Source organism: Enterococcus sp. BWB1-3 (assembly GCF_016745275.1).
In the GTDB taxonomy this organism is placed as follows: domain Bacteria; phylum Bacillota; class Bacilli; order Lactobacillales; family Enterococcaceae; genus Enterococcus_L.
Window position 1 is genome coordinate 89,508 of sequence record NZ_JADOEP010000006.1, and the last position, 26,650, is coordinate 116,157.

Here is a 26,650-nt window from a genome sequence, read left to right on the forward strand (position 1 = left end):
TTAATTTTTAAAGACTTTCATGTATAATGGTTGGAGTTAATAGAAGTTATGTAGAAAGTAAGGAGGATTAATTTTGGCAAACGATAACCAAAATAATCAAGATCATTCTGATTCTTCCTTCAAAGAGCAGATTCTACGCTCGATGAGAGTTGACGGCAGTGAGGATGATCACATGTCTTCTTCTGGAAATGAATATCAGAATCAGAGTGAGGAGCATTCTCAAGTAAATACCTCTGGCTCATCTGATTGGGAGTCTAATCAACAAGAAGCTCCTCAAAGCTATTCAAGAGTAGAAGCTTCACAGGGATTTGAGCAACAACCAATAAATAACAGTAATGACGATGAGCAGCATCGTACTTCTGAAAATAAAGACAACAGAGCGGATTCTTTCAAACGCACCCGGAAAAAAGAAGATCGCCTAGTAAATCGTATTGTGCTGTTGGTAATTTCTGTTTTGATTTTAGTGATTGCAATTTTTGGATTTACCTTCTATAAATATGTAGATGAAGGGCTGCAGCCATTAGATAAAAACGACAATAATCTAGTACAGGTCTATATTCCAGCTGGTTCTTCAAATAAGCAAATTGCTGCTATTCTTGAGGAAAATAAAGTAATTAAAAGCGGAATGGTTTTTAACTACTATATTAAGTTTAAGAATTTAGCAGATTTTCAGGCCGGTTATTATCAAATGGCTCCAAATATGACATTGGATGAAGTAGGCGGATTGCTTAGAGAAGGCGGAACAGCGGAACCAATGCAGATCGCTGACGGGAAAGTAACTGTTCCTGAAGGATACGATATTGATAAAATCGGAGATGCAATAAAAGAAAATACTGATTACAAAAAAGATGATTTTATTGCATTGATGCAGAACGAAGACTACTTCAATGCAATGCTTGCCAAATATCCGGATTTGCTTGGAAGTGCAGCAGAAGCAGAAGGTGTAAGATATCGGCTGGAAGGATACCTGTTCCCAGCAACCTATGATTACTATAAAGACGTATCCTTGGAAGACTTTGTAGATCAGATGATTGCAAAAACAGACAGTGTAATTGGCGAATATGCAGCAGCAGTTAATGCAAAAGGAATGACCAATCAGCAAGTTCTGACATTGGCTTCCTTGGTTGAAAAAGAAGGGGTGGAGGAAAGCGATCGCAGAAAAATTGCTCAGGTCTTCTTTAACCGGATTGCAGCCAATATGCCTTTACAGTCAGATATTTCTATTCTCTATGCTTTAGGAGAACATAAAGAGTTAGTGACCTACAAAGATCTTGAAGTAGATTCGCCATACAACCTGTATAGAAATACCGGATATGGTCCAGGACCAATGGATAGTCCAAGTGAACAGGCAATAGCAGCAGTACTGAACCCGGAAGAAAACAGCTATTTTTATTTTGTAGCAGATATAAAAACCGGAAAAGTTTATTTTGCAGAAACCTATGAAGAACATCAGGAATTCGTAGACAAATATGTAAACAACAGTACCGAAAAAAGTGATTAATTCAAGATTTGGAGTAATATTTTACGAGTCAGACTATTATGGTGTGGCTCGTTTCGCTTTGGTATATTTATGAAAGCGTTAGAATGTTTAAGTAACGAAAATTAAAAAATTAATGGATTCTTATTTACAATTTTAGAAAACCGTGGTAATCTTTTGTGGATTACTGATAACCCCCATATTTTTGGGGAACACAGAATGGTACATGATAGATTGTAGTAAGTTCGTAAGGGAGAATTATTATGGTAGAAAAAGTATTTCCTATGACGCTTGAAGGAAAAGAGAAATTAGAGCAGGAGTTGGAGGAATTAAAAACAGTTAAACGAAAAGAAATTGTTGAGCGTATTAAAATTGCGCGCAGCTTCGGTGACCTGTCTGAGAACTCTGAATATGAATCTGCAAAGGATGAACAAGCCTTTGTAGAGGGAAGAATTACAACGCTGGAAAATATGATTCGTTTTGCAGAGATCATTGACAACGATGGCGTTGATTCTGATGAAGTATCTATTGGTAAAACAGTCACATTTATTGAATTGCCTGATGGAGAAGAAGAAGAATATACGATTGTCGGAAGTGCTGAGGCAGATCCTTTTTCTGGAAAAATTTCAAATGATTCACCAATTGCACAGGCATTGATTGGAAAATATCTGGGAGACGAAGTCACAATTTCGACTCCGGGTGGAGATATGCAAGTCAAGATCACAAAAGTGAGCTAGGAGATTATGTTTAGAGGTAGTGACAAAGCTTCTTCATGCGACGAGAAATCGCAGGAGCAAATGTCTACATGCGACGAGTAACCGCAGGAGCAAGCTTTTTGTGCGACGAGTAACCGCAGGAGCAAGTTCTTTGTGCGACGAGTAATCGCAGGAGCAAGTTCTTTGTGCGACGAGTAATCGCAGGAGCAAGTTCTTTGTGCGACGAGTAATCGCAGGAGCAAGTTCTTTGTGCGACGAGTAATCGCAGGAGCAAGTTCTTTGTGCGACGAGTAATCGCAGGAGCAAGCTTTTTGTGCGACGAGTAATCGCAGGAGCAGAAGTGTTCCTCCTCAAGAACCAAGTAGGTAACATGCATCATCTACTCTGACAAGTCAATCATAGTGATTTATGTCAATAAGTCGGAATATACGAAGATTGTCAAGGAACACTAGTCATAAAATGAATAGCTGTGGATTGATATCTACTTGGAGCTTTCCGTATTTTTGAGAGTATTCGACTTATTTCCGAGATACCAGTTCTACTTTGCCACTTCTGCTTATATTTGTACTTTAGCAGAATGGTATGCGTAGTTTCGATAAGTATTCCTTGAATGAAACTAGCTCACTTGATGTAGTATGTATGCGTAGCGTAGAAGAACTGCTGTCTCTACGAGTCTAACGGTTCTCAAGACAAAACAATACACTACACTTCATTTCGATCTCATCAATTTCTAAATGGCAAAGCCACTAAGAATTGAAGGACTTCGTTTCGATCCTCGAAGCATGTCTGAAGGACATGTAAGAACGTGTTCCTACGTTTCTTACAAATGCTCGGATCATACAAAGATTGGAACACTGTTTACTCAGCTTTAGGGGACTTAGGCATACTTATGTCATAGTCCCTTTTGGTTTATATTAAATCAGCCTATGGGATATTTTTTGTCTTATTATTTTAGCGGTCTTATGTTCATTGTTAGTGCACATTGGTGCAACTCATCAATAGTCATAAAATACAGAGTTATAAATTGCAGCGTAGAAAAGCGTGATTGAATATTGGTCTGAGTGTTTGAAGCAGCCGGGTAAAATTTTGAAAAGTCCTCTATTCTGCTTGTATTCAGTTAAAATTCGGGCTAAAGACCTATAGTAAAATCCTTCCAAAGCAACTACTATTAAAGTTGAATTAAAGATATACTGTTGATAGAAAGGGGGAAAATAAAATGAATAACCCATGGAGATCCTTTATTCTGGTAGAAGCATTGCTGTTTGTCTTTGCTCTATGGCAGATTATACATAATACACCACTTCTTATTTTACTGATATTGGGTGTTTTAAGCGTCTTTTTTTCAGCAAGAAGAAGAGGGCATAAAAGCGGACTCATCAATTTTGTTTTAGTTACGGGAATCATCCTAATTTTCATTAGTCTGATTAACAGTCCGGCAGTGTGGTTGATGGTGGTTTTCGCCATTCTTTTTATTGGACTCAGAGGTGTGGAGATTTCAGGAATTGACCTTACTCAGCGGGCACCGTGGAAGAAAAAGCAAATGATGATTATCGAAACAACTAATGTTGAAAGTAAAAACGGCCGCAGGTTCAAACGACCTTGGTTTGCCAATGAACGGATTGGCAGTAACGTGTACGAATGGGATGATATAAACATAGATATTCTCTCCGGAGATACAATTATTGATTTAGGTAACACATTATTGCCGAAAGACGATAATGTCATTATAGTAAGAAAAGGATTTGGACGCACCCGAGTTCTAGTTCCTCTTGGTGTAGATATCCTGTTGGAACATTCAACCTTTTTGGGGAATGTAACATTTGAGAATGAAAAATATCATCTGAAAAACGAATCTCTGAAAGTATACAGCGACAGTTACGACAGCAATCCAAGACGCTTGAAAATCCTTACAAATACCTTGGTGGGGGATGTTGAGGTGATTCGTGTATGATGGCTGGGAAAATCTCCAGACAGATGATTGCGCTGTATACAGCGTTCAGTACTTTTTTAGTCGTACTTTTTACCCTATATTCATATCTTTATTCCATCAACCAAAAAGACTGGTTGATGGAGCTTTTCCGTAGAAAGGTATTCTATATTCCGATTTTTTTCCATATTTTGCTGATTTCTCTGCTGGTGGGACTGTTGACTTTTGTGTTAATCACTATTGTTCAGAAGGCACAATATGGTAGAATTGAAGAAAAGCTGCGTTTGCTGGTAGCAGGAAATTATGATAGTCCGCTGTTGGTAAAACAGATTGCTCATGCAGAGAATGACAGCTATATTGGTGATATTGATGATGATATTCGAAAAGTTCGTGAAAAGCTGGTTGATATGTCAAAAGAGCTGCAACAGCTTAACAGTCGGCCTCAACTGGTAGATGGAGAGACCAGAGAAGAAATTCTGGAAGCAGAACGTCATAGATTGGCAAGGGAATTACACGATTCAGTCAGTCAGCAATTATTTGGTGCAATGATGATGATTTCTGCATTGAATGAACAGGCACAAAAGAACGGCACATCAGAAGCAGTAAAAAAACAAATGGCAATTGTCGGCGATGTGATTAATGCTTCTCAATCTGAAATGAGAGCATTGCTGCTCCATTTGAGACCAGTGAACCTTGAAGGAAAGAGCTTGAAAAAAGGAATTGAACAACTGCTTACAGAACTGAAGACCAAAATTAAAATTGAACTGACATGGGATGTTGAAGATGTTTGTTTGAATAACAATATTGAGGATCATCTGTTTCGGATTGTTCAGGAGCTTTTATCGAATACACTGCGTCATGCGAAAGCCAAGGAACTGGAAGTCTATCTGCATCAGGTAGGTGAAAATGTTTTGTTGAGATTAGTGGATGACGGTGTCGGTTTTGATATGAATGAAAATGAGAATAAGGCTGGAAGCTATGGGCTAAAGAACATTCGCGAACGTGTTGCCGGTATGGGCGGCATAATAAAAATTATCAGCTTTAAAGGACAGGGAACAAGCGTGGAGATTAAGGTACCCGTTATTAAGGAGGAACTTGCAGATGATCAAAGTAATGTTGGTAGATGACCATGAAATGGTGCGTTTAGGTGTTTCTTCCTACTTATCTATTCAAGATGATATTGAAGTGATTGGTGAGGCGGAGAATGGAAAAATCGGTTACGAAAAAGCATTGGAACTGAGGCCGGATGTAATCTTAATGGATCTGGTCATGGACGAAATGGATGGAATCGAATCAACAAAAGCAATTTTAAAAGACTGGCCGAAAGCCAAAATTATTATTGTCACCAGTTTTATAGATGACGAGAAGGTTTATCCTGCTATTGAAGCCGGAGCAGCCGGATATCTCCTGAAAACATCAACAGCGCATGAGATTGCAGATGCCATTCGAGCGACATTCCGCGGTGAGCGTGTATTGGAACCGGAAGTAACAACAAAAATGATGGAGCGGCTGATAAAAAAACAAGAGCCGGTGTTACATGATGATCTGACGAATCGTGAATTTGAAATTTTATTGCTGATTGCGAAAGGTAAAAGTAATCAGGAAATTGCGGATGAGCTGTTTATTACACTGAAAACAGTAAAAACCCATGTTTCCAATATTCTAGCCAAACTAGACGTGGATGATCGGACACAAGCAACCATTTATGCATTCCAACATCAGCTGACAAAATAATATCTTAAGAGGATTTGTTTTAGACTGTTTAAAAGCAATTTTGCAGTGACAATGAGTAATCATTAGCTGCTGTACATAGGGTAAATCTATTATTAGGAGCAGACGACAATCATGAAACAAAATTTTGCAGTAATTGGGTTAGGGCGATTTGGCGGCAGTATCTGTCAGACTTTGGTGGAATCCGGTCAAGAGGTATTGGCTATTGATAGTAATGAAGACCGTGTAAACGAATATATGAATATTGCAACACATGCTGTTGTTGCTAATGCGCAGGATGAAATGACCTTGCGTTCATTGGGGATTCGAAACTTTGACCATGTTATTGTTGCAATCGGTGAAGATATTCAGGCGAGCATTCTCGTGACCCTTATGGTGAAGGAACTGGGCGTAGCCAATGTTCTTGCCAAGGCAGTGAATTCCTATCATGCACGCGTTTTGGAAAAAATCGGCGCTGATACTGTTGTTCATCCGGAACGGGATATGGGAATCCGGTTAGCACATAAGCTTGTTTCAAGAAATATACTGGACTATATTGATCTTTCCAATGAATTTTCTTTGGCAGAAGTTCATGTGTCAAATCCAAAATTTTATAATAAGACCCTAGCTGAATTAAATTTTCGTCAAAGGTTTGGTTTAACTGTGGTTGCAATACGACGTTCACAAACAGAAGTCATTGCATCTCCGGCTGCAGAAGAAATCGTTCAGGAAAATGATAATCTACTAGTAATCGGCAACACTGCTGATGTGGATTTACTGGATGAAAAAATGAGTCAATAAGCACTTTCTGTTAGGAAACAATCCCTTCTATGCTACAATGTTCAGGTAGGGAGGGAATAGAGATGAAATTAACTGTTACACCGCAAGCTCAGCAGTGGTTTGAGGAAGAAATTGATCTTGAATCCGGAAAAGGCATTCGTTTTTATGGAAAGGTTTATGGGAAAACGGATGTTCATGAAGGATTTTCAGTAGGATTATCTGTGGAAGCTCCTGAAACACCTCTGGTTGAGACAGATGTAGAGGGGCGCCGTTATTTTGTAGAGGAGTCGGATGACTGGTTTTTCAAGGGCTATGATCTGGTTGTTGATTATGATGAGAAGCTGGATGAGCCGAAATATTTATTTGAAAAGAACAAAGACTTTAACGTGTAAAAAGAGTTTGTGACAAATACTCATGAGGGCTATCGCCCACACCAAACAGAATGAAAATAAAAAACGATCAACCTACATGCTATTTCCTGTCATACTAAAGAGGACAGAAGAGCTTGTAGGTCGATCGCTTATTGAGGTTCTTCTCCAAGTTAACCTTGAGGGACAAACTAGATCGTTCTACTTATTTGCTCCTGCGGTTACTCGTCGCACAAAAAGCTTGCTCCTGCGGTTACTCGTCGCACAAAAAGCTTGCTCCTGCGGTTACTCGTTGCACAAAAAGATCTGCACCGATCATTAGGTTACAGAACCTGCGTATAAGAAGTGTTCTGCCTCAAGAACCAAGTAGGTAACATGCATCATCTACTTTGACAAGTCAATCGTAGTGATTTATGTCAATAAGTCGGAATATCCGAAAATTGTCAAGGAACACTATTTATAAAATGAATAGCTGTGAATGGATACCTTCATGAAGCTACTCATATTTTCAGTATCGTTCGACTTATTTCCGAGATGTTGCCTGCGATTACTCGGCACAGTTTAGGACCGACCAGTGCTAGTTCTACTTTGCCACTTCTGCTTATATTCGTACTTTAGCAGAATGGTATGCGTAGTTTCGGTAAGTATTCCTTGAATGAAACTAGCTCACTTGATGTAGAAGAACTGTATGCGTAGCGTAGAAGAACTGCTGTCTCTACGAGTCTAACGATTCTCAAGACAAAACATTACACTGTATCCGTTTTTCTGCATCCTCGGTTCTCACTACACTACACTTCGTTTCGATCTCATCAATTTCTAAATGTCAGAGCCATTAAGAATTGAAGGACTTCGTTTCGATCTCATCAATTTCTAAACGGCAGAGCCGCTAAGAATTGAAGTTTCGTTCCGATCCTCGAAGCATGGAGGGGCTTTGTTCCTACGCTTCTACGAATGCTCGTCACATGTCTGAAGGGCAAGTAAGAATGCTCGGATCATACAAAGACTGGAACACTGTTTATGTGGATTTAGGGGTCTCAGACATACTAATGTCACAGGCCCTTTTTGTGTATATGTATCTATTTCCACCTGCTCAGCCAGCCATAAATGTATTTACTTTTTCTTCATATTTTTCCAGCAGGCTGGATAGAAGAATGGCCTGATAATTCTCCATTTCATTTAAGGCAATCAGTTTAAAGTTACCCTTTCTTCGTGTATTCTTTGATAAAAGTAAGGGAGAGGTGGCTATGTAAAAATCATATTCCTCCTTTGCAGAGGACGTAATTAGTTCGGCTTGAACAAAAGGAATCTTGGCTAAAAATCTAGAAAGGGATTGTGAGACCATCGCATTCTGAAAAAGAATGACGCCTACATGCAGCTGATGATTATTTTTACTCTTTTCATAGAAAGGCAGTAAAAATAATGTACAACTGTAAACTAAATGATTCAAACAATTATTAATCCAAACATACTGAGACCTTTGGGAAGCCTTCACTAAATAATCTTGAATCTTTTCGTACAATGGATCAAACAGCGGATGATTCTTCTTGAAAAGTTCATAGGAAAAGTCAACTGATAAGGGCAGTGAAGCTTCACGACTGGCGTGATTTAGGAATGTTGTGAAAATATTAGCGTGTAATAAGTCCGATTCCTCTTCACTTAGAGTTATTCCATCAAGGAACCCCATATAAAATGTTTGAAATTGATTGATTAGCTCACCTAACGGATGGTGATTATCAAGCATATAAGATTTTACATAGGTGAGTCGTGGATCATTAGCGTGCAAGAACGGGTTCCAGTAAAACAGCATGTACGACAGAAAATCACGTTCTCTTAAACGATGTTTTTCTGTAACGCCACGCACCCTCAGTTCCTCTAAAAAAGAGAAATTTGTTTCCGGATAAATCAGCTGATCAAATGGTGTCACTCCCAAATAGAAGCCTTTTTCTATACGCAGGCGATTGATTGAGATTAATAAAAACCATTGTCTAGGTTCAACATAAGTCATCCATTGTTTGTCTTCAGAATCAAATAATTCAAGTCCACGTCTTTCTTCATTTAAAACGGTGAAAAAATCTTCTCCAAAAGAAGTCAGCCAAAAAAAGTTAAAATAGAGGATACGAATGGTTGCTTCATTTCCTGTTATTTTCATTTTTGAGCAGTTGATATTGATATCGAACTTTTTAATATAGCTAATGAGCGGCTGCAGTTTTCTCAGGGCAGAGGCACGGCTTATGAAATTTTTTTCACAAAAATCTTCAAGCCGATAATTCTTTTCAAAAAGTGAAGCAAATAAAAATTTATACGCAATGCTTTCCTGAAATAGGTACTGTTCATAAGAAATTTGAATAAGCGCTTCTTTTTCTATCATGATTTTTCCTTCATCAGTCAATAAAGCTATATTAGATTGTTGATTTAGATCATCGTTCATTTCAGCGAACAAGGATACTAGTCTGGCGTATGAAAGTTCAGTAAATTGTTTGAAGTGGCGAGTGGAATAAATACCATCATCCAATTCCAACAACTGATGAAACATGGATAACTTTTTTCGAGCGAAGTCATCTAAAGCAATCGTTTCTAGCATAATTATCTCCTTTGCGGTGAAGTTGGGTAGTTAAAAATTTTTCCGACCCTATTAACAACATAATAAACAGGGAAAATCAGAATTACAAGAGAATTTTTGAATATTTATGTTTTTTTATAAATAAAAAATCTAGAAAATGTTCGGTTATTTTAAATTTTATTGCTAATTATCTTTATTTCAATAAAAGGTAGTCTGTTATTTAATGCCCGTTGTTCGGGAAAAGCATAATATGATATAATTAGGAAACAGAAATTCAGTGGGAGGAAAAAGGATGATATCAATTGTTGTTCCTTGTTACAATGAGGAGGAAGCAATTCCTTCTTTTTTTAAAGAGGTAGAAAATATTAGAGAACGGCTCACGCATGAGATTGAATATATCTTTGTCAATGATGGGTCCAAAGATCGTACGCTTGCTTGTCTGAGAGCGTTGCATAAGCAATATCCTGACCGGGTGAGATATTTGTCTTTTTCAAGAAATTTTGGGAAAGAGGCGGGGTTGTTTGCAGGCTTGCAGGCTGCAAAAGGAGATTTAATTACAGTGATGGACGCAGACCTTCAGGATCCTCCCGATTTACTGCCGCAGATGGTTCAGATGATTGAAACGGAAGATATTGACTGTGTTGGAACCAGAAGAACAACAAGAGATGGAGAGCCGGCAATTCGAAGCTTTTTTGCCCGACTATTTTATAAGCTGATTAATAGAATCGGTGAGACGGAGATGGTGGATGGTGCCAGAGATTTTCGTCTGATGACGAGACAGATGGTTGACAGTATTTTAGAATTAACGGAGTACAATCGCTTTTCAAAAGGGATTTTCAGTTGGGTTGGCTATAATACAAAGTATTTATCTTACGAAAATAGAGAACGGGTGGCTGGAGAAACAACATGGTCATTTTGGAGCCTGTTAAGTTATTCAATTGATGGAATTATCAATTTTTCTGAGGTGCCTTTAAATATCGCCTCTTACATTGGGGCATTTTCCTGTATTGGTTCAGTCATTACGATGATGGTTATTTTATTTCGAACATTGATGTATGGCGATCCGACAAGTGGCTGGCCTTCCATGGTTTGTATCTTTCTTTTTGTTGGAGGACTGCAGCTTTTATGCTTAGGTATCATCGGTAAATATATCGGAAAAATATTTATGGAAACAAAAAAACGACCGGTCTTTATTGTTAAAGAGACAGAAAAGGATAATGATAAATAAAGAGGTAAGGACAGAAGTGTTCAGCTCCAAGCACTCAGCAGGTAACATGCATCATCTACTCTGACAAGTCAATTGTAGTGATTTATGACAACAAGTCGGAATATCCGAAAATTGTCAAGGAACACTAGTCATAAAATGAATAGCTGTGAATTGATACCTACTTGGTTCTTGGGGCAGAAGACTTCTGCTCCTGCGGTTACTCGTCGCACGAAGAACTCTGCTCCTGCGGTTACTCGTCGCACGAAGAACTCTGCTCCTGCGGTTACTCGTCGCACGAAGAACTCTGCTCCTGCGGTTACTCGTCGCACGAAGAACTCTGCTCCTGCGATTACTCGTCGCACGAAGAACTCTGCTCCTGCGATTACTCGTCGCACGAAGAACTCTGCTCCTGCATTTACCCGTCTCACTGGGAAGCTCTTAAATATGCCGAGTAACCGCAGTCAACAAAAAAGCTTTTTACCTCTGTTCTGCCATGTACTTAAATTTTTCAAAAGTTCTAAGTCTGGGAACTATTTCTGACCAGACTCGTTTTAAGTTCAAAAAAGTTTGATTTTCTTGTATTTAATAGCCTTTTTCAAGGTTGATCTGATTCTTTTTCAACTTGCCTGTTTCAACGAAACTCGTAAGATTCGTTAGGAATATGTCCGTCAGCTTCTGTTTAAACTTCGGTGTGATTCCTGATGTATGAGAGGTAATCAGAACGTTATCCATTGTCCAGAATGGGTGGTTATCGGGCAGCGGTTCCTTCTCGAAAACGTCTAATGCTGCAAAACTGATCTGGTTGCTCTGAAGAGCATCAACGAGTGCTTCTGTTTTAACAGATGGTCCTCGACCGACATTCACAAAAATGGTACCCTTTTTCATTGCCTGAAACATTTCTTCGTCATATAAATGATATGTTTTGTTTGTGAGAGGGAGGATGTTTACAACAATATCCATATCTTTGACAATTTTACTTAGATTTTTTTGCGAGTAGCATTCCGAAAAGCCAGAAGCAGGATGTCCGGTCGAATTAATACCGTATGTCCTTATTTTCATAGCTTGAGCGAAGGATGCCAGCTGCTGCCCAATCTGTCCGGTTCCGACAATCAGCATATTTTGTTCAGATAACTGTTTGAATTCACCCTCCCGATTTGTCCAAGAGTTAGCCTTGATGGCTCTTCGCAGACCTCTGAATTCAGCTAACAGAACGCCAAGTACATGCTCAGCAATCGAGATTTTATGAATCCCGCCGGCGTTCGACAGAAGAATCTCATTTTCCGAAAATGTCTGGAGATCTAAAGAATCAACGCCAGCGGAAATAGACTGTACCCATTTCAGTCTGCTGTTTGGATTTTTTAACAGCTCTGGTCCAAATGAATGATTCCAGCCAAGCATGATGACAATGTCTTCTTTATTGAATGATGTGTCTTCGTCAGTAGAATCAATGACTAAATAATCGTTACTGACTGCTTTGATTTGCTCAATCTGTTCCGGTTTTAATTTTTCCTGTAAATAGATAACAGGTTTTGTCATATGAATCAGCTCCTCTAAGCTACAATTGTATCAAAGTTTGAGGAGAACAAAAAGAAATGAGATTTACATCCAGTATAGACATAAACCTCATTCGTTTTTTTAGATTTCTTCTCCGCGTGCATATGCTGCAGCAAGCAGATCTACTTCTTTTTTCAATTCTTCAACCATGATTTCTTCTGGAACGGTTCGAATAATTTTTCCTTTTTTAAAGAGCATACCTTTTCCCTGTCCGCCGGCAATCCCAATGTCCGCTTCGCGGGCTTCTCCGGGACCATTCACGGCACATCCCAAAACAGCAACTTTAATCGGCGCTTTAATTTTTTCTATATACGCTTCAATTTCATTTGCGATAGGAATCAGATCGATTTCAATTCGTCCGCAGGTAGGGCAGGAAATCAATGTGGCTGCATTACTGGCCAGACCAAATGCCTTCAATACTTCGCGGGCAACTTTGATCTCTTCAACAGGATTTGCTGAAAGAGACACACGACAGGTATTTCCAATACCACGAGAAAGCAGTGCGCCGAGACCGGCAGCTGATTTGATTCCGCCTGAAAATTGGGTGCCGGCTTCAGTAATGCCCAAATGTAAAGGATAGTCAAAGCTTTCAGCAGCAAGGCTGTACGCTTCAATGGCAAGATTTACGTCGCTGGCTTTCAATGAAACAATAATATCGTAAAAGTCCAGATCTTCCAGAATTTGAATATGTTCTTTTGCACTGGCAACCATTGCTTCAGCAGTTGGGTAACCATATTGCTGAAGAAACTTCTTCTCCAGTGAACCAGCGTTAACACCAATTCGAATAGGAATTCCTTTGGCTTTGCAGGCAGTTACAACTTTTTCCACTCGATCTTTTCGACCGATATTTCCAGGGTTGATTCGAATTTTATCAACGCCTTGTTCAATGGCTTTTAAGGCTAAACGATAATCAAAATGAATGTCAGCGACTAAAGGAATATGAATCTGTTCCTTAATAGCTTGTAATGAGTTGGCTGCAGCTTCATCTGGAACTGCTACACGAACGATCTGACAGCCGGCCTCTTCCAGTTCCAAAATTTGGGCAACGGTTCCTTCAATATCGTGTGTTTTCGTTGTACACATACTCTGAATGAATAATTCATTACTTCCGCCAATCGTTAAATCCCCTACTTTTACCGGACGTGTATCTTTTCGATGGGTAATCTTGCTCATTTTGTTTTCTCCTTTGCTGTTCCAAAAGCTAAATTAATTTTCTGCAGCCAGAGTTTTTTTCTGTTAAATGTTTATTCAGAAATGAAAAACAGAGGCTGTCTTTATGTCGAAATTTTTGTCTGTTCAATCCTTCAGTAATAAATGCATGAAATAGTAGTTTATTTTCTAATAAACTATACTATCATATTCTGCAGAAAGAAGTGCTATAAAAATGTTTAAAAAATTGCTAAGAATAGGAAAAGATTGATAACTCAACTTTTTGAACGAAATAAACAAGATGTATATAAGCAGCTTTAAACACCGTCAATTAAAATTTGGCTAGATTATCTTTAACCGAACTGCCTTATTCAATTAAGCGTTGAGCAAAAAACGATCGTTAAATACAATATAGTGAAATTTCCTTGTAACTTGCAGGCAATTACTTTGAAGGTTGCTGTCAAATTTGATATGCTTAGTGATGTAGAGAATTTAAAACATTGATTTTGGAGGAGATTTGCCATGACTTACACTTTACCTGATTTACCTTATGCTTATGATGCATTGGAACCAAATATCGATTCAGAAACAATGCATTTGCATCATGATAAACATCATAATACTTACGTAACAAACTTAAATGCTGCGATTGAAAAATATCCTGAACTTGGTGAAAAATCTGTAGAAGAATTAATCGCTGCAATTGACAGTATTCCTGAAGATATCCGTACAGCTGTTAGAAACAACGGCGGCGGACATGCGAACCATTCATTCTTCTGGGAAATTATGAGTCCAAATGGCGGTGGTGAGCCGACTGGTGCGATTAAAGATGCAATTGATGAGGCTTTTGGAAGCTTTGATACGTTTAAAGAAGAATTCAAAGCAGCTGCTACAGGACGTTTTGGTTCTGGTTGGGCTTGGCTGGTTGTTAATAACGGCAAGCTTGAAATTATGTCTACACCAAATCAGGATTCTCCTTTAATGAAAGGCAAAACTCCTGTTTTAGGATTGGACGTTTGGGAACATGCATATTACTTGAAATATAAAAATGTACGCCCGGATTATATTGCGGCATTCTGGAATGTTATAAATTGGGACAAAATAAACAAATATTTTACAAAATAATTGCAAATTTAAGACAAAAGTGTAATGATCATAAAAAAGAGAGAATCAGTAAAGAAATTACTGTTCTCCTCTTTTTTTTTATGGCATACTAGTAATTAGAGTGTAATTTTAAGAGGGAGGCTTCTTTAAATGGATGTTACTTTACAGAAAGTTCATGGTTCTGAAAATGATTTTTTTATCTTGGATGAAATAGATTTGCTGGAGCCATTGGTTCATACAGAAGTTGATCAGTTGAGGAAATCACTATGTGATCGGAATAACGGACTATTGGGCGGCGCAGATGGCATTCTGTTTGTTGGGAAAGTAAACAAAGGTACAAGTCTGGCGAAAATGCGGGTCATTAACAGTGATGGCAGTGAAGCGAGTATGTGCGGGAACGGTCTGAGAACGGTAGCAAGATATTTGACTGAAAAGTACAATCAGGAATATTTTACAGTTGAGACGATGTTTGCAGAATTAAAAGTCGGAAGAACAGATGATTTTTCAAAAGATGTTCCTGCTTATCAAGTGGAGATCTCTCCAGTCAGCTTTGAGAAAGAAGCTGTTCCCATGAATTATTCTCAGCAGACAGTAATTGATGAAATTATTCCGGAGCTGTCAAAAACAATCAAATTTTCTGTGGTATCAGTTCCAAATCCCCACATGATCGCATTTGTAGATCATGAGGAATTGGAAAACGGAGAGCTGGAAAGAATAGCTGCATATGTAAATGGAACAAATCCGATATTTCCCGATGGCATCAATGTCAGTTTCGTTGAAATTTTGAGAGAAAATGAATTGTTTGTGCGTACCTTTGAACGAGGTGTCGGACTGACAAGTGCCTGCGGAACAGCGATGTGCGCCAGCAGTTTGATGTATACACTGCTTTATACGAAAATATTTTACCAGAGAATTACGGTGAGAAATGCAGGTGGGCTGGTTAAGACGGTTGTTCATGAAAACAGTGACGGCGGATACTGGATGGAATTAATAGGTAATGCAACGATTACGCATTATATTAAAGGTTCCATTGCTGATTTCATGTATAGGGATTTCGAGAAGCTTATGATTGAAGAAACCAGGGAGCAGGAAGCTTACAAAGAGTTTTTGGCGCAAAACTAATTTTTATTGGAACAACAAGGTATTTCGGCGAATAGTTTGTTGTTCATTTATTTATAAATATACTATTTTAATGTATCATCAGGAGGAAATAATGGAAGAGATAATAAGTTTACAAGATATCTTTAGAATTTTACAAAAACGACTGTTATTAATTATTTTTTGCATGGTTGTTGGTATCAGTGCCGCAGGTGTATTAACCTTTTTAGTGATTACGCCAAAATACAGTTCACAAGCACAGTTGATTGTACGGCTTCCACAAAGTGAAGCGACCAATGTCAATGATATTAATGCCAACCTGCAGATGATTAATACATATAAAGATCTGATTACCAGTGATACAGTCATAAATGTGGTTCAGCAAAAAATCAAAGAGGAATACAATCAGGATGTTTCGATTTCAAAATTAAAAAATAGTCTGTCGGTAAAACAATCTCAGAATTCTCAGATGTTTTCCATCAGTTCGACCACAGATAATCCTATTTTATCCGAGCGTATTGCAAATCAGATCACTGCTGTTTTTCAGGAAACTGCGCACAATACACTAAGTGTTGACAAGATATCGGTGATTTCAAATGCATCGGCAAATACAACTCCTGTTTCTCCGAATAATAAGTTGAACTTGGTCATCGGTTTAGTTGGCGGTTTGATGCTGGGGATATTGTTCGCATTTATTATGGAATTCTTTGATAGAACATTGAAGGATGAAGCGTTTATCACAGAAGACCTGGGGCTGCCTCTTTTAGGTGCCGTACAAAATATGACGTCGAAAGAATTGAATGTAAGAATTGCAAGAGCCGCTGTTAATTCCGACTATCAGAATGCAGAATACAGGGAGTTCAGTGAAAATGTCCAACCATCTGATAATCAGCCTTTGCGCAGAAAACGGAAAAGAGTATAGGAGAGAAGACATGACAAGAAACTATAAAAATTCAGTCAGTGAACAAGGTGTAAGTTTGATTACTTTGGCAGATAAGGCTTCACCTGTATCAGAACAATATCGGACGATCCGTACAAATATTCAGTATTCCATGATGGATCAAGAGATGCGTACCCTCGTTATTACTTCGTCAGGTCCCGGGGAGGGGAAATCCACGACAGCAGCGAATTTGGCTGTGGTTTTTGCGAGCTCGGGGAAGCGGGTATTGCTGGCAGATGCAGATATGAGAAAACCAACAGTAGCGAAAACATTTAACCTTTCAAATTCAGATGGGCTGAGCAATATTCTTGGGAGACCACAGGTGAACCTGGATCAAATTATCCAAAATTCCGGCGTACCTAATCTGTCTGTTCTGCCAAGCGGTCCAAAGCCGCCAAATCCCTCAGAGCTTTTAGGCTCTGTCAGAATGGGCAAACTGCTGGAGCTTTTGGAAAGAAATTATGATTTAGTCATATTTGACATGCCTCCGATTGTTACAGTTACGGATGCGCAGGTTTTGGCTTCAAAAGTAGATGGCACAGTGCTTGTTGCAAGGGAGAATGTAACTAACAGAGACTTGTTGAAAAAGGCGAAGAATTTACTGAACTATGTGGATGCCAACCTTTTGGGCGTTGTTTATAATGGTTCAAGAAAATCGTCAGATCAGGGCTATTATTACGGCTAATATGTTTTAATTAACAGGAGGGGTTCAGATGATTGATTTACATTGTCATATCTTACCGGGAATCGACGATGGAGCTCAAACAGTGGAAGAGGCTGTCGCAATGGCTGAGTCAGCCGCAGCACAGGGAATAGAGCATCTTCTATGTACTCCCCATCACAATAATGGAAAGTATGACAATCCTGCAGAAAATGTTATTTTACAGGTACATCAGTTGCAAAATCTGCTGGATATGAGACAGATTCCCATTACGCTGTATGAAGGTCAGGAAGTCCGTATCAGCGGCGATCTGCCGGAACAGATCAAAGCAGGAAAAATTTTATTTGTTGATTTAAATAACAAATATTTGTTAATAGAATTTCCTGCAAATGAAATTCCGGTGTATGCCGAACGCCTTTTCCTTGATTTGATTGCCATGGGACATCGTCCGATTATTGTCCATCCAGAGCGGAATCAGAGGTTTATTGAAGACCCGAACCGTTTGATCCCATTTATTGAACTGGGTACATTGACACAAATGACTGCCCCCAGTTATATCGGTATCTTTGGAAGAGAAGTTGAGAATACGGCAAAACAAATGGTGGAGAATAATTTAGTTCATATGATGGCCTCAGATGCACACAATGTGCGAAGAAGGAACTTTTTTATGAAACGGGCATTTGAAGAGATAGCAAATGATTTTGGGAAAAGAAAAGTAACTGCGATGGAATTCTGTGCACGAGATGTGCTCAATGGTGATGAAGTAGATATTCTATCGTTTAAAGAAATCAGGCGGAAGAAATTCCGATTGTTTTAGAAAGAGTGGCTAAAAGGGATGAGTAGAAAACAAAAATTAGTTTTGTTGTTGTTGATAGATTCTCTGATCATTGTTGGGGCAAATATTTTTTCTTATTTTTATATGGCGCCCTATATTGAGATTACTGTCAACATCTTGATTTTAAGCGCAGTACTACAGTTAGCTTTTTACATAGCGCTAGGATTTATTTTTAATATATTCACACGGATAAATCGGTTTACTAATTTAAAAGAGATGATTGCGATCTTTTCTGCAACGACTATTGCCTGGTTGGCTGAAGTAATCATTCTCTTTTCAAAAAGTCGAAGAACATTATTCCTAGCGTATCTGATTACAACCTTTTTGATTATTTCCAGTCGCTTGGTATGGCGTCTAATTGTTGAATGGAAGAGGAATGGAAAGCATATCTCCGATTCGAAGGCAAGGAAGACTTTGATTATCGGTGCAGGAGAAGGCGGCCGAATTTTACTGACAAGTTTGAGCAATTCATCAACTAGTAAAGATATTAAAGTGGTGGGTTTCATTGATGATGCATCAGATAAATACCGTATGTATTTAGGCGGAATCAGAGTGTTGGGAAATACAGAATCTATTCCTACACTAGTAAAAGAATATGGGATAGAAATGCTGACAGTGGCGATTCCTTCCTTGAAGAGAGAAGAGCTGCAGCGGATTTTGGATATTGTTACTCCTTTGGGATTGCCGGTGAATGCCATGCCGGCGTTGGAAGAGCTTGCTTCGGGAAATATCACTATTTCCGGTTTGAAAAAGATCAATGTTGTTGATCTGCTTGGAAGGGAAGAAGTTCAACTGGATGTAGATCAGCTGGAAGGGCAGATAACAGATAAAGTGATTTTGGTTACTGGAGCAGGCGGGTCCATCGGTTCGGAAATTTGTCGACAGATAATGAAATTTAAACCTAAGCAATTACTGCTGCTGGGACATGGTGAAAATTCAATTTATCTGATTCACAGAGAATTATTTTGCAAGTATGAAAAGCAGCCAATAGAAATTATTCCGATTATTGCAGATATCCAGGACAAGCAAAGACTTGTGGATGTAATGCAGCAGTATCGTCCGGATATTGTGTATCATGCAGCTGCGCATAAGCATGTTCCTCTGATGGAAGAAAATCCTGTGGAAGCATTGAAGAATAATGTATTTGGTACGAAGAACATAGCTGAAGCAGCTAAAGAGCAGCAGGTTAAAACATTCGTTATGATTTCTACGGATAAGGCTGTTAATCCGCCAAACGTAATGGGTGCGACGAAACGAATCGCTGAAATGATTGTGACAGGAATGAACGAAGAAGGTAATACGAAATTTTGTGCTGTACGATTTGGCAATGTTCTTGGAAGCAGAGGAAGTGTTATCCCTGTGTTTGAAGAGCAGATTCAGCAAGGTGGACCGGTAACTGTTACAGATTTCCGAATGACTCGTTACTTTATGACCATTCCTGAAGCCAGCCGTCTGGTAATTCAAGCCGGAGCGTTGGCAAGAGGCGGGGAACTCTTTATTTTAGATATGGGTGAGCCGGTTAAAATTTATGATCTGGCAAAAAATATGATTCAATTGTCAGGCTATCAACAAGATGAAATTGAAATTGTTGAGACAGGTATTCGTCCGGGAGAAAAGCTGTATGAAGAACTGCTGGTAAGCAAAGAAAAGAATGCTGAACAGGTCTATGATAAAATATTTATTGGCAGTGTAAACGGTTTTTCAATTGATACTGTGATGTCTTTTGTTGGCCAGTTGCCGGAAGACAAAGTAGAAATAAGCAGGAAATTAGTAGAGTTTGCAAATGAATCGAGTAGGTGAGGAATTTGAAAATGAAACAATTGGTCATTATCGGAGCTGGCGGACACGGTAAAGAGGTCGCTTTTTTAACCGAAAGACTCCCTGAATATGAATTGCTCGGTTTTTTAGATGATAATAAAGTCGGTGAAACAGTTTGCGGAATATCTGTACTTGGGAAAATTAAAGATATTCAAAATATGCCTGCTGAAACATGTATTGCATTTGGAATAGCGAATCCTAATTTCAAATTTGAGGTGTATAAAAAAATCATTGAGAAGTATTGTGGAAGCTATGAGTTTCCAAATTTGATTGATCCAACAGCTCTTATTGGAATAAATGTAGAGTTTGGTGAAGGAAATATCGTTATGCCGTACACAACATTTACAGCAGATATTGCTATTGGAGGTTTTAATATGATTAATATAGGCTGTACAATTGGCCACGATGTTAAAATGAAAGATTTTAATGCACTATATCCATCCGTAAATGTATCAGGGAACGTTCATATAAAAAGTAAATCTGAAATTGGTGTAGGTAGTCAGATTATACAGAACATTCATATTGGAGAAGCAACAATCATTGGGGCAGGCTCCGTTATATTAAAAGATGTAAGAGATAGTGAAAAAGTTGTCGGGGTTCCCGGCAGAGTAATTAGTGGGAGGTGATGAAATTTGTCAGATAGAATATTATTGTCTTCTCCTCATATGAGTGATGAAGGATTTGAAAAAGAATTTGTACAGAAAGCTTTTGATACAAACTGGATCGCACCGCTTGGAGAAAACGTTGATAAATTTGAAACAGAATTAGCTGAAATGGTCGGTATAGATCATGCAGCGGCATTGTCATCAGGGACTGCTGCCATTCATTTAGCTTTGAAGGCAGCTGGAGTAGAAAAAGATGATATTGTGATATGCCAGTCATTGACTTTTTCCGCCACAGCAAATCCAATTATCTATCAAGATGCAATTCCAGTATTTATTGATAGTGATGAAAAGACCTGGAATATGAGTCCAGTCCATTTAAGAAAAGCATTGGAAAAATATCCTCAAACAAAAGCTGTAATTGTTGTTCACCTATATGGTTTATCTGCGGATATTGATGAGATAAAAGCGATCTGTGATGAGTATGGCGTTACGCTGATTGAAGATGCAGCCGAGTCTTTAGGGACAACATACAAAGGACAAATGACAGGAACATTTGGGAAATATGGTGTGTACTCCTTCAATGGGAATAAGATTATCACAACGTCAGGTGGTGGAATGCTTGTTTCCAAAGCTAAAGAAAAGGTTGAGAAGGTTCGATTTTGGGCAACACAATCCAGAGATCAGGCAAAACACTATCAGCATAGTGAGCTAGGTTTTAATTACCGCATGAGTAATATTGTAGCAGGGATAGGCAGAGGGCAGTTAAAAGTACTTGATGAGCGAGTAAAGAAAAAGAATGAAATCTATAATTTTTATAAACAGCAGCTTAAGTCATTTGAACAAGTCTCATTCATGCCCGAAAATGACTGGAATGAACCTAATTTTTGGTTGAGTTGTATTATGTTGAAGGGAATTTCACCAGAAGTTATTATGAATGCTTTAGACGAAGCGAATATTGAGGCTCGACCAATCTGGAAGCCTATGCATTTACAGCCATATTATGAAAAATATGATTACATTGGCGGAGATATAGGACAAAAATTATTCGAAAACGGGTTATGCTTACCTTCGGACACGAAGATGACTATGGAAGAGCTTTACCGTGTAACAAATGTGATTAGGCAGGTATTGGAAAGTGAATAAAAAAGGATTCTATGAAAAGTGGCTGAAGCGCCCGGTGGATTTTATTTTATCTTTAATTGCATTGATTTTATTAAGTCCGATTTTTCTGATTGTTGCTATACTGGTAAGAGTAAAATTAGGTAGTCCGATTATTTTTAAACAAGAAAGACCGGGATTAAATGAAACAATTTTTTCCATGTATAAGTTTAGAACCATGACAGATGAAAAAGATGAGGATGGACAGCTGCTTCCAGATGATATACGATTAACTAAATTTGGCAAACTTCTTCGTTCGACAAGTCTGGATGAATTGCCTGAGCTATGGAATATCCTCAAAGGAGATATGTCTATTGTAGGTCCGCGTCCTTTGTTAGTAGCGTATCTTAAACTTTATAATGAGGAACAGAAAAGAAGACACAATGTTCGACCAGGCTTGACTGGTTTGGCTCAGGTAAATGGAAGAAATACGATTAGCTGGGAAGATAAGTTTGAATATGATTTGATGTATGTAGACAATATTACTTTAAAAATGGATGCAGTTACTATTATCAAAACTATTCAAAAAGTTTTTATTAGAGACGGTATTAGTGATAATTTAACAGAAACTATGGAAAAGTTTCAAGGAAATAAAGAGTAGTATAAAAAGTTAGTTGACAAGGAGAATTGTGTGATTATTTTATTGTTTTTATTAGGGTGTTTAATTGTTTATACAATGGTTGGGTATCCGCTTTTATTATTGATTCTGGATAAGATCATTCCTCATAAAAGTATTAATTTTAACAATTCCTATTTTCCAAGTGTCAGTATTATTATTCCAGCGCACAACGAAGAAAAGGTCGTTGAAAAAAAAATTAGAAATTTGCTGTGTTTGGAATATCCAAAAGAAAAATTAGAAATTATTGTTGCTTCAGATAATAGTACGGATACTACGGAAAACATTGTTGAAAGTTTGATAAATGAATTTCCCGATAGAATCATATTGTATCGGGTAAAAGAAAGAAAAGGGAAAACAAATGCCCAAGATGAAGCAGTTAATATTGCTAAAGGAGAAGTACTAGTGATGACAGATGCTAACTCGATGTTAAAGAGAAATGCTGTTAAAGAACTTGTTCTTTATCTCTCTGATATTTCTGTAGGTTATGTTGCCGGTCAATTGATTTATGCTAACGATGAGACGTCTGCTACCAGCCAATCCGAGTCGGCATATTGGAACTTGGATATGAAGATGCGACAAGTAGAATCAGATATTGGTTCAATCACTGCTGGTAATGGGAGTATATATGCTATTAGAAAAAAAGAATATATTAGGATTAATCCAATTTATAGCCATGACAGTATTTTTCCACCAAAGTTTGTTCTAATGCATAAGCGGGCAGTGTATAATCCAGATGCTATTGCTTATGAAAAGGCCGGAGAAAACGATTCAGATGAATTCCAAAGAAAAGTAAGAATGTCTAGGAAAATTATTGCTATTAACTTTGTAGACTTTAATAAGTATAATATCTTTAAATATGGTTGGTTTTCATTTTTCTATTTTTCTCATCGAGCATGTAGAAATAATCTATATCTATTTCATAGTTTATTCTATATTATTAGCTGGATGGCCTGTATACAAACTCAATATACTTGGATTCTGTTATTAATAGTTGCTCAAACTGTATTTTATCTGTCGGCATATATATTGAGAAAATCTAGAAAAAATTTTTTACGACTACCTTATTACTATTGCTTGACTATTGCAGCACAATTTCTTGGCGCATTTAAAGAACTTACAGGCAAGTCGAAACCATTTTGGGAAAAAGCGGAGAGTACGAGGTAATGATTTTATAATTATAAGACTTAATTTGGGAGGTACAATAATGAAATTAGAGGTTATAGTATCGACTTTAAACTGTACTGATTACAAACAGCTATATAAAGATATGAATTTGGATACCGATGCAATAATTGTAAATCAAGCGGAGTATTCTCAGTTAGTGACTGAAAAATTAAATTATGAATCGGTTAGTATATATGGTATGACTTTTTTTGAAAAAGGAGTTGGATTGAGTCGGAATTCTGGATTTATGCGCTCTAGAGCAGATATTTGTATCATGGCTGATGATGATATGGTGTATGTAGATAATTATGCTGAAATTATTCAGCAAGCTTATAAAAAATATTCTGATGCTGATATGTTAATTTTTAATGTGAGGATTCACCAAAATGGAAATATCACAAAGAAAGTAAAAAAGAATTCCAGAGTACGGATATGGAACTACCAAAAATATGGTACTGTTACGTTTACTTTTAAAAGACAGTCAATTTTAAGACATAGAATTTCATTCTCTCTACTTTTTGGTGGAGGAACTGGTAATGGATCTGGAGAAGACTCACTTTTCTTATCAGATGTATTAAAGAAAAAAATGAAAGTTTATGCTATTAAAGATATAATTGCAGATGTTTATAATGAAGAGTCCTCTTGGTTTACAGGGTATAATGAGCAATTTCTTGAACAAAAAGGAGCTCTGTTTTTTCAAATTAATAAGAGATTTTATAAATTATTATTATGGCAATTTGTGATAAGAAGAGGGAAGCTTTTCAAAGGGTTAGGCAAATCGAAATTTCAGCTTTATAAAATAATGAAAAGAGGGGGTAGAAAATTTGCTGACAAAAAATAATTTTTTCCTTATTTTAGGTTGTTTTTTAGTTTATCTAGAATCTTTGTGTAAGTTAACTTCTCTCCTTTTGCATGAGGGACAAATATATATGTTGATAAGAATGTCATATATATTGCTTTTTATTTTGTTGATAATTTTTAACACGAATAAAATATCAATAAAATGGATTTTAATTACTTGCTTTATAGCAATTTTATCATTGATAAATATTATACTGACTAATAATTTATCTTATGTAGTCCCTGTATATTTTAATTTTTTTACTGTTTATTTAGGGGGCAGTTTCTTTTTAGGAACAGAAAAATTAAATTTTGATACATATTTAACATATTTGAACATTTTAGCAAAGTTTTTAACTTTTCTTCTCCCAGCTTATATTTTTCTGTATTTAGGGAAGTATATAAGTTATTATGATGTTGGTTATGTTACACATTTAAATTGTCTCTTTTTATGGTATGGCTATTTTACTAAAGAAAAAAGTAATTCTAATCTCATATTTGTTATAATCAATTTACTAGTCTGTCTAGTAATGGGGTCAAGATCAGTATTTGTGACTACTCTTATCGAATTATTAATAACTATGATTATTTTTTCGAAAAATAAAAAAATTAAGTTTTATTTATTAGTAACTATTATATTAGGAGTAGGATACTATATATATGCTAATTTATTGAGTATATTAATTAATATTCAACAGATTTCAAATAAATTAGGGGTTAATTCAAGAAATTTATCATTATTTATTAGTGATCTTAGTAATAAGCAGACAGTTTATGATAGTGGTAGAGATGATATTTACCCAATTGTTTGGGATTACTTAAAAAAAACTTCTGGATTACCTAATGGAGTTGGGATAACTCGTTTTTTGACTAATGGATTTTATTACCACGCACACAATTTTGTATTAGAAAGTTTGTTGACCTTTGGATTAGTTATTGGTATTCTAATATTAATTTTTTTTGGTATTAATTATTTTATAGCGACAAAAAGGTATTTATCAATTAATAATGGACGAGATGGATTATTAATACTGTTTATGACATCTTTTTTAATTCGTTCAACAGTAGGAACTTATTTCGTTCAAGATTCGATGTTTATATTTGTGTTTGTGATGATAATTATTCGATATGATTCGAATCGACTGGAGAGGGTACTATAGTGAAAATTTTACTATTAAGCTTTACAAACAGTTCTAACTTTGGAGATCAATTGATTGTGAAGCAAATAATTAAGACTTGTGAGAAATATGGTAGTGTAATCACCTACAGTTATAGTTTTCAAAAAAATTATTCTTTTAATGATGATCAGGATTACTTTTTTTTGAATTCTAAAGCAAATTTAGAATCTTATTTAAAAAAGGTATATAAAGATTATTTTAGAAATTTTTATTTGATTGATAAAATGCATACTTATAAAAACTATAAAAAAATGAAAAATAATATAGTGCAATCTGAATTTTTAAATGACTTAAAAGAAGCGGATTTGTTAATAATTGGCGGTGGAAATACAATATTCGATTTAAGTAGAAATTCTAAAAATTTTGAGCGTTATGAGTACATAGTTAATATAGCACATCAATATAATACAAAAGTAATGATGATGTGTGTAGGGTTGGGACCTTTTCAAACAAGTAATCAAGAGCAAGGAACACAAGCAGTGATTCAAAAATGTGATTTTGTTACGGTAAGAGATAATAAATCTTATGAATATGGGAAAAATATTACCCATGTTCATCTTTCTGTTGATCCAGTATTTTTTTTAGAAAATGAAAAGATAAAACAAGTCAGTAACGCTATAGGGATATGTGTTATTGATTATAGATTGAATAATATTAAGCAAAAAGAATATAAAAAATATCTTGAAGAAATGAAAAGTATTATTGAAAGGTTGCGAAGTGAAATTCCAGATAATGATATTTTACTATTTTCTTCAGAACCAAGAGATTATGAAGCTGTAAAAGATTTATATAATATGGTTAAGGGGAATAAAAACATTGAACTTAGAAAGATTTCTACTAAAGAACAATTGATAACTTTTTATAATGAAATAGACGTTTTATTAGGAACAAGAATGCATTCAATGATAGTAGCTGTTTCCCAAGGAGTGCCGATCGTTGGTATTTCTTGGCAACAAAAAGTCACTGAAATGTTTAAATTAATGAGAGATTCAGAGTCATCATTTGAAATAGCAGAGCTAGAACGACATACTGATAACATAGTAAAATCCTTAAAAAGAAAATTAGAGAATAGCAGTCTGGAAATTGAGAAATTAGAAGAATTTAAATCTAGTTGTAAAGAAAGATTTATTATTAACTTGAAAATTCTTTCTGAGGTAAAAAAGTTTAAAAAATAAAAGAAAA

At 36.8% G+C, this 26,650-nt stretch carries 25 protein-coding genes; 21 read left to right on the forward strand and 4 right to left on the reverse strand.

The genetic code is table 11. The annotated features are described in order from the left end of the window. Positions 1–73: 73 nt before the first annotated feature. From mltG to IW492_RS06590, 7 genes are all read left to right on the forward strand, one after another. Complete coding sequence (gene mltG, locus IW492_RS06560) at positions 74–1,501, forward strand: endolytic transglycosylase MltG (RefSeq protein WP_236671817.1); 1,428 nt, start codon at positions 74–76, stop codon at positions 1,499–1,501. Between the two features lie 239 nt (positions 1,502–1,740). After that, on the forward strand, positions 1,741–2,214 hold the full coding sequence (gene greA / locus IW492_RS06565; RefSeq protein ID WP_202066785.1) for a transcription elongation factor GreA: 474 nt from the start codon (positions 1,741–1,743) through the stop codon (positions 2,212–2,214). Between the two features lie 1,195 nt (positions 2,215–3,409). Next, positions 3,410–4,144 (forward strand): cell wall-active antibiotics response protein LiaF, encoded by a 735-nt coding sequence (liaF, locus tag IW492_RS06570; RefSeq protein WP_202066786.1) that lies wholly within the window; start codon positions 3,410–3,412, stop codon positions 4,142–4,144. Then, positions 4,144–5,247, forward strand: coding sequence for a sensor histidine kinase (locus tag IW492_RS06575; protein WP_202066843.1), 1,104 nt, complete (start codon positions 4,144–4,146; stop codon positions 5,245–5,247). Before liaF ends, IW492_RS06575 begins: the two co-directional genes overlap by 1 nt. Continuing rightward, a complete protein-coding gene (locus IW492_RS06580; RefSeq protein ID WP_202066787.1) occupies positions 5,222–5,854 on the forward strand; it encodes a response regulator in 633 nt (210 codons plus the stop codon). Before IW492_RS06575 ends, IW492_RS06580 begins: the two co-directional genes overlap by 26 nt. 111 nt (positions 5,855–5,965) lie before the next feature. After that, on the forward strand, positions 5,966–6,631 hold the full coding sequence (locus tag IW492_RS06585) for a potassium channel family protein (protein WP_202066788.1): 666 nt from the start codon (positions 5,966–5,968) through the stop codon (positions 6,629–6,631). Between the two features lie 62 nt (positions 6,632–6,693). Beyond that, positions 6,694–7,002: a HesB/YadR/YfhF family protein gene (locus tag IW492_RS06590; protein WP_202066789.1), complete on the forward strand. Its 309-nt coding sequence runs from the start codon at positions 6,694–6,696 to the stop codon at positions 7,000–7,002. A gap of 1,066 nt (positions 7,003–8,068) precedes the next feature. On the opposite strand, the gene IW492_RS06595 is transcribed toward IW492_RS06590, so the two are convergent. Then, a complete protein-coding gene (locus IW492_RS06595; RefSeq protein WP_202066790.1) occupies positions 8,069–9,559 on the reverse strand; it encodes a helix-turn-helix domain-containing protein in 1,491 nt (496 codons plus the stop codon). A 271-nt stretch (positions 9,560–9,830) separates the two neighbouring features. Between IW492_RS06595 and IW492_RS06600 the strand changes: the two genes are divergently transcribed. After that, the gene (locus IW492_RS06600; RefSeq protein ID WP_202066791.1) at positions 9,831–10,766 is read left to right on the forward strand and encodes a glycosyltransferase family 2 protein; all 936 of its coding nucleotides are present in this window, start codon (positions 9,831–9,833) and stop codon (positions 10,764–10,766) included. Positions 10,767–10,894: 128 nt separating this feature from the next. Here IW492_RS06600 and IW492_RS06605 read toward each other — a convergent pair whose 3' ends face one another. The 3 genes from IW492_RS06605 to ispG all read right to left on the reverse strand — a co-directional run bounded on the left by IW492_RS06605 (position 10,895) and on the right by ispG (position 13,472). Further along, positions 10,895–11,173: a hypothetical protein gene (locus IW492_RS06605; RefSeq protein WP_202066792.1), complete on the reverse strand. Its 279-nt coding sequence runs from the start codon at positions 11,171–11,173 to the stop codon at positions 10,895–10,897. Positions 11,174–11,327: 154 nt separating this feature from the next. Continuing rightward, a complete protein-coding gene (locus tag IW492_RS06610) occupies positions 11,328–12,281 on the reverse strand; it encodes a phosphoglycerate dehydrogenase (protein WP_202066793.1) in 954 nt (317 codons plus the stop codon). A 99-nt stretch (positions 12,282–12,380) separates the two neighbouring features. Next, the gene (gene ispG / locus IW492_RS06615; protein ID WP_229441559.1) at positions 12,381–13,472 is read right to left on the reverse strand and encodes a flavodoxin-dependent (E)-4-hydroxy-3-methylbut-2-enyl-diphosphate synthase; all 1,092 of its coding nucleotides are present in this window, start codon (positions 13,470–13,472) and stop codon (positions 12,381–12,383) included. 498 nt (positions 13,473–13,970) lie between these two features. Between ispG and IW492_RS06620 the strand changes: the two genes are divergently transcribed. The 13 genes from IW492_RS06620 to IW492_RS06680 all read left to right on the forward strand — a co-directional run bounded on the left by IW492_RS06620 (position 13,971) and on the right by IW492_RS06680 (position 26,643). Further along, positions 13,971–14,573, forward strand: a complete 603-nt coding sequence (locus IW492_RS06620; protein ID WP_202066794.1) for a superoxide dismutase — start codon at positions 13,971–13,973, stop codon at positions 14,571–14,573. 129 nt (positions 14,574–14,702) lie between these two features. Further along, positions 14,703–15,674: a diaminopimelate epimerase gene (gene dapF, locus IW492_RS06625; RefSeq protein WP_202066795.1), complete on the forward strand. Its 972-nt coding sequence runs from the start codon at positions 14,703–14,705 to the stop codon at positions 15,672–15,674. A 91-nt stretch (positions 15,675–15,765) separates the two neighbouring features. Next, positions 15,766–16,572 (forward strand): YveK family protein, encoded by an 807-nt coding sequence (locus tag IW492_RS06630; protein WP_202066796.1) that lies wholly within the window; start codon positions 15,766–15,768, stop codon positions 16,570–16,572. Between the two features lie 10 nt (positions 16,573–16,582). Then, the gene (locus tag IW492_RS06635) at positions 16,583–17,275 is read left to right on the forward strand and encodes a CpsD/CapB family tyrosine-protein kinase (protein WP_202066797.1); all 693 of its coding nucleotides are present in this window, start codon (positions 16,583–16,585) and stop codon (positions 17,273–17,275) included. A gap of 28 nt (positions 17,276–17,303) precedes the next feature. Then, positions 17,304–18,068, forward strand: coding sequence for a tyrosine-protein phosphatase (locus tag IW492_RS06640; RefSeq protein WP_202066798.1), 765 nt, complete (start codon positions 17,304–17,306; stop codon positions 18,066–18,068). A gap of 18 nt (positions 18,069–18,086) precedes the next feature. Beyond that, positions 18,087–19,886: a polysaccharide biosynthesis protein gene (locus IW492_RS06645; protein WP_202066799.1), complete on the forward strand. Its 1,800-nt coding sequence runs from the start codon at positions 18,087–18,089 to the stop codon at positions 19,884–19,886. A gap of 11 nt (positions 19,887–19,897) precedes the next feature. After that, positions 19,898–20,530: an acetyltransferase gene (locus IW492_RS06650; RefSeq protein WP_202066845.1), complete on the forward strand. Its 633-nt coding sequence runs from the start codon at positions 19,898–19,900 to the stop codon at positions 20,528–20,530. A gap of 39 nt (positions 20,531–20,569) precedes the next feature. Beyond that, a complete protein-coding gene (locus tag IW492_RS06655; protein ID WP_330927551.1) occupies positions 20,570–21,652 on the forward strand; it encodes a DegT/DnrJ/EryC1/StrS family aminotransferase in 1,083 nt (360 codons plus the stop codon). Further along, positions 21,645–22,268: a sugar transferase gene (locus IW492_RS06660; protein WP_202066801.1), complete on the forward strand. Its 624-nt coding sequence runs from the start codon at positions 21,645–21,647 to the stop codon at positions 22,266–22,268. The genes IW492_RS06655 and IW492_RS06660 overlap by 8 nt, the downstream gene beginning before the upstream one ends. 30 nt (positions 22,269–22,298) lie before the next feature. Beyond that, on the forward strand, positions 22,299–23,450 hold the full coding sequence (locus tag IW492_RS06665) for a glycosyltransferase family 2 protein (protein ID WP_330927528.1): 1,152 nt from the start codon (positions 22,299–22,301) through the stop codon (positions 23,448–23,450). A 40-nt stretch (positions 23,451–23,490) separates the two neighbouring features. Next, positions 23,491–24,291 (forward strand): glycosyltransferase family A protein, encoded by an 801-nt coding sequence (locus tag IW492_RS06670; protein ID WP_236671818.1) that lies wholly within the window; start codon positions 23,491–23,493, stop codon positions 24,289–24,291. After that, positions 24,275–25,450 (forward strand): O-antigen ligase family protein, encoded by a 1,176-nt coding sequence (locus IW492_RS06675; protein ID WP_202066803.1) that lies wholly within the window; start codon positions 24,275–24,277, stop codon positions 25,448–25,450. Before IW492_RS06670 ends, IW492_RS06675 begins: the two co-directional genes overlap by 17 nt. Then, entirely contained in the window at positions 25,450–26,643 is a 1,194-nt protein-coding gene (locus tag IW492_RS06680) for a polysaccharide pyruvyl transferase family protein (RefSeq protein ID WP_202066804.1), read from the forward strand. The genes IW492_RS06675 and IW492_RS06680 overlap by 1 nt, the downstream gene beginning before the upstream one ends. The last annotated feature ends 7 nt before the right edge of the window (positions 26,644–26,650 follow it).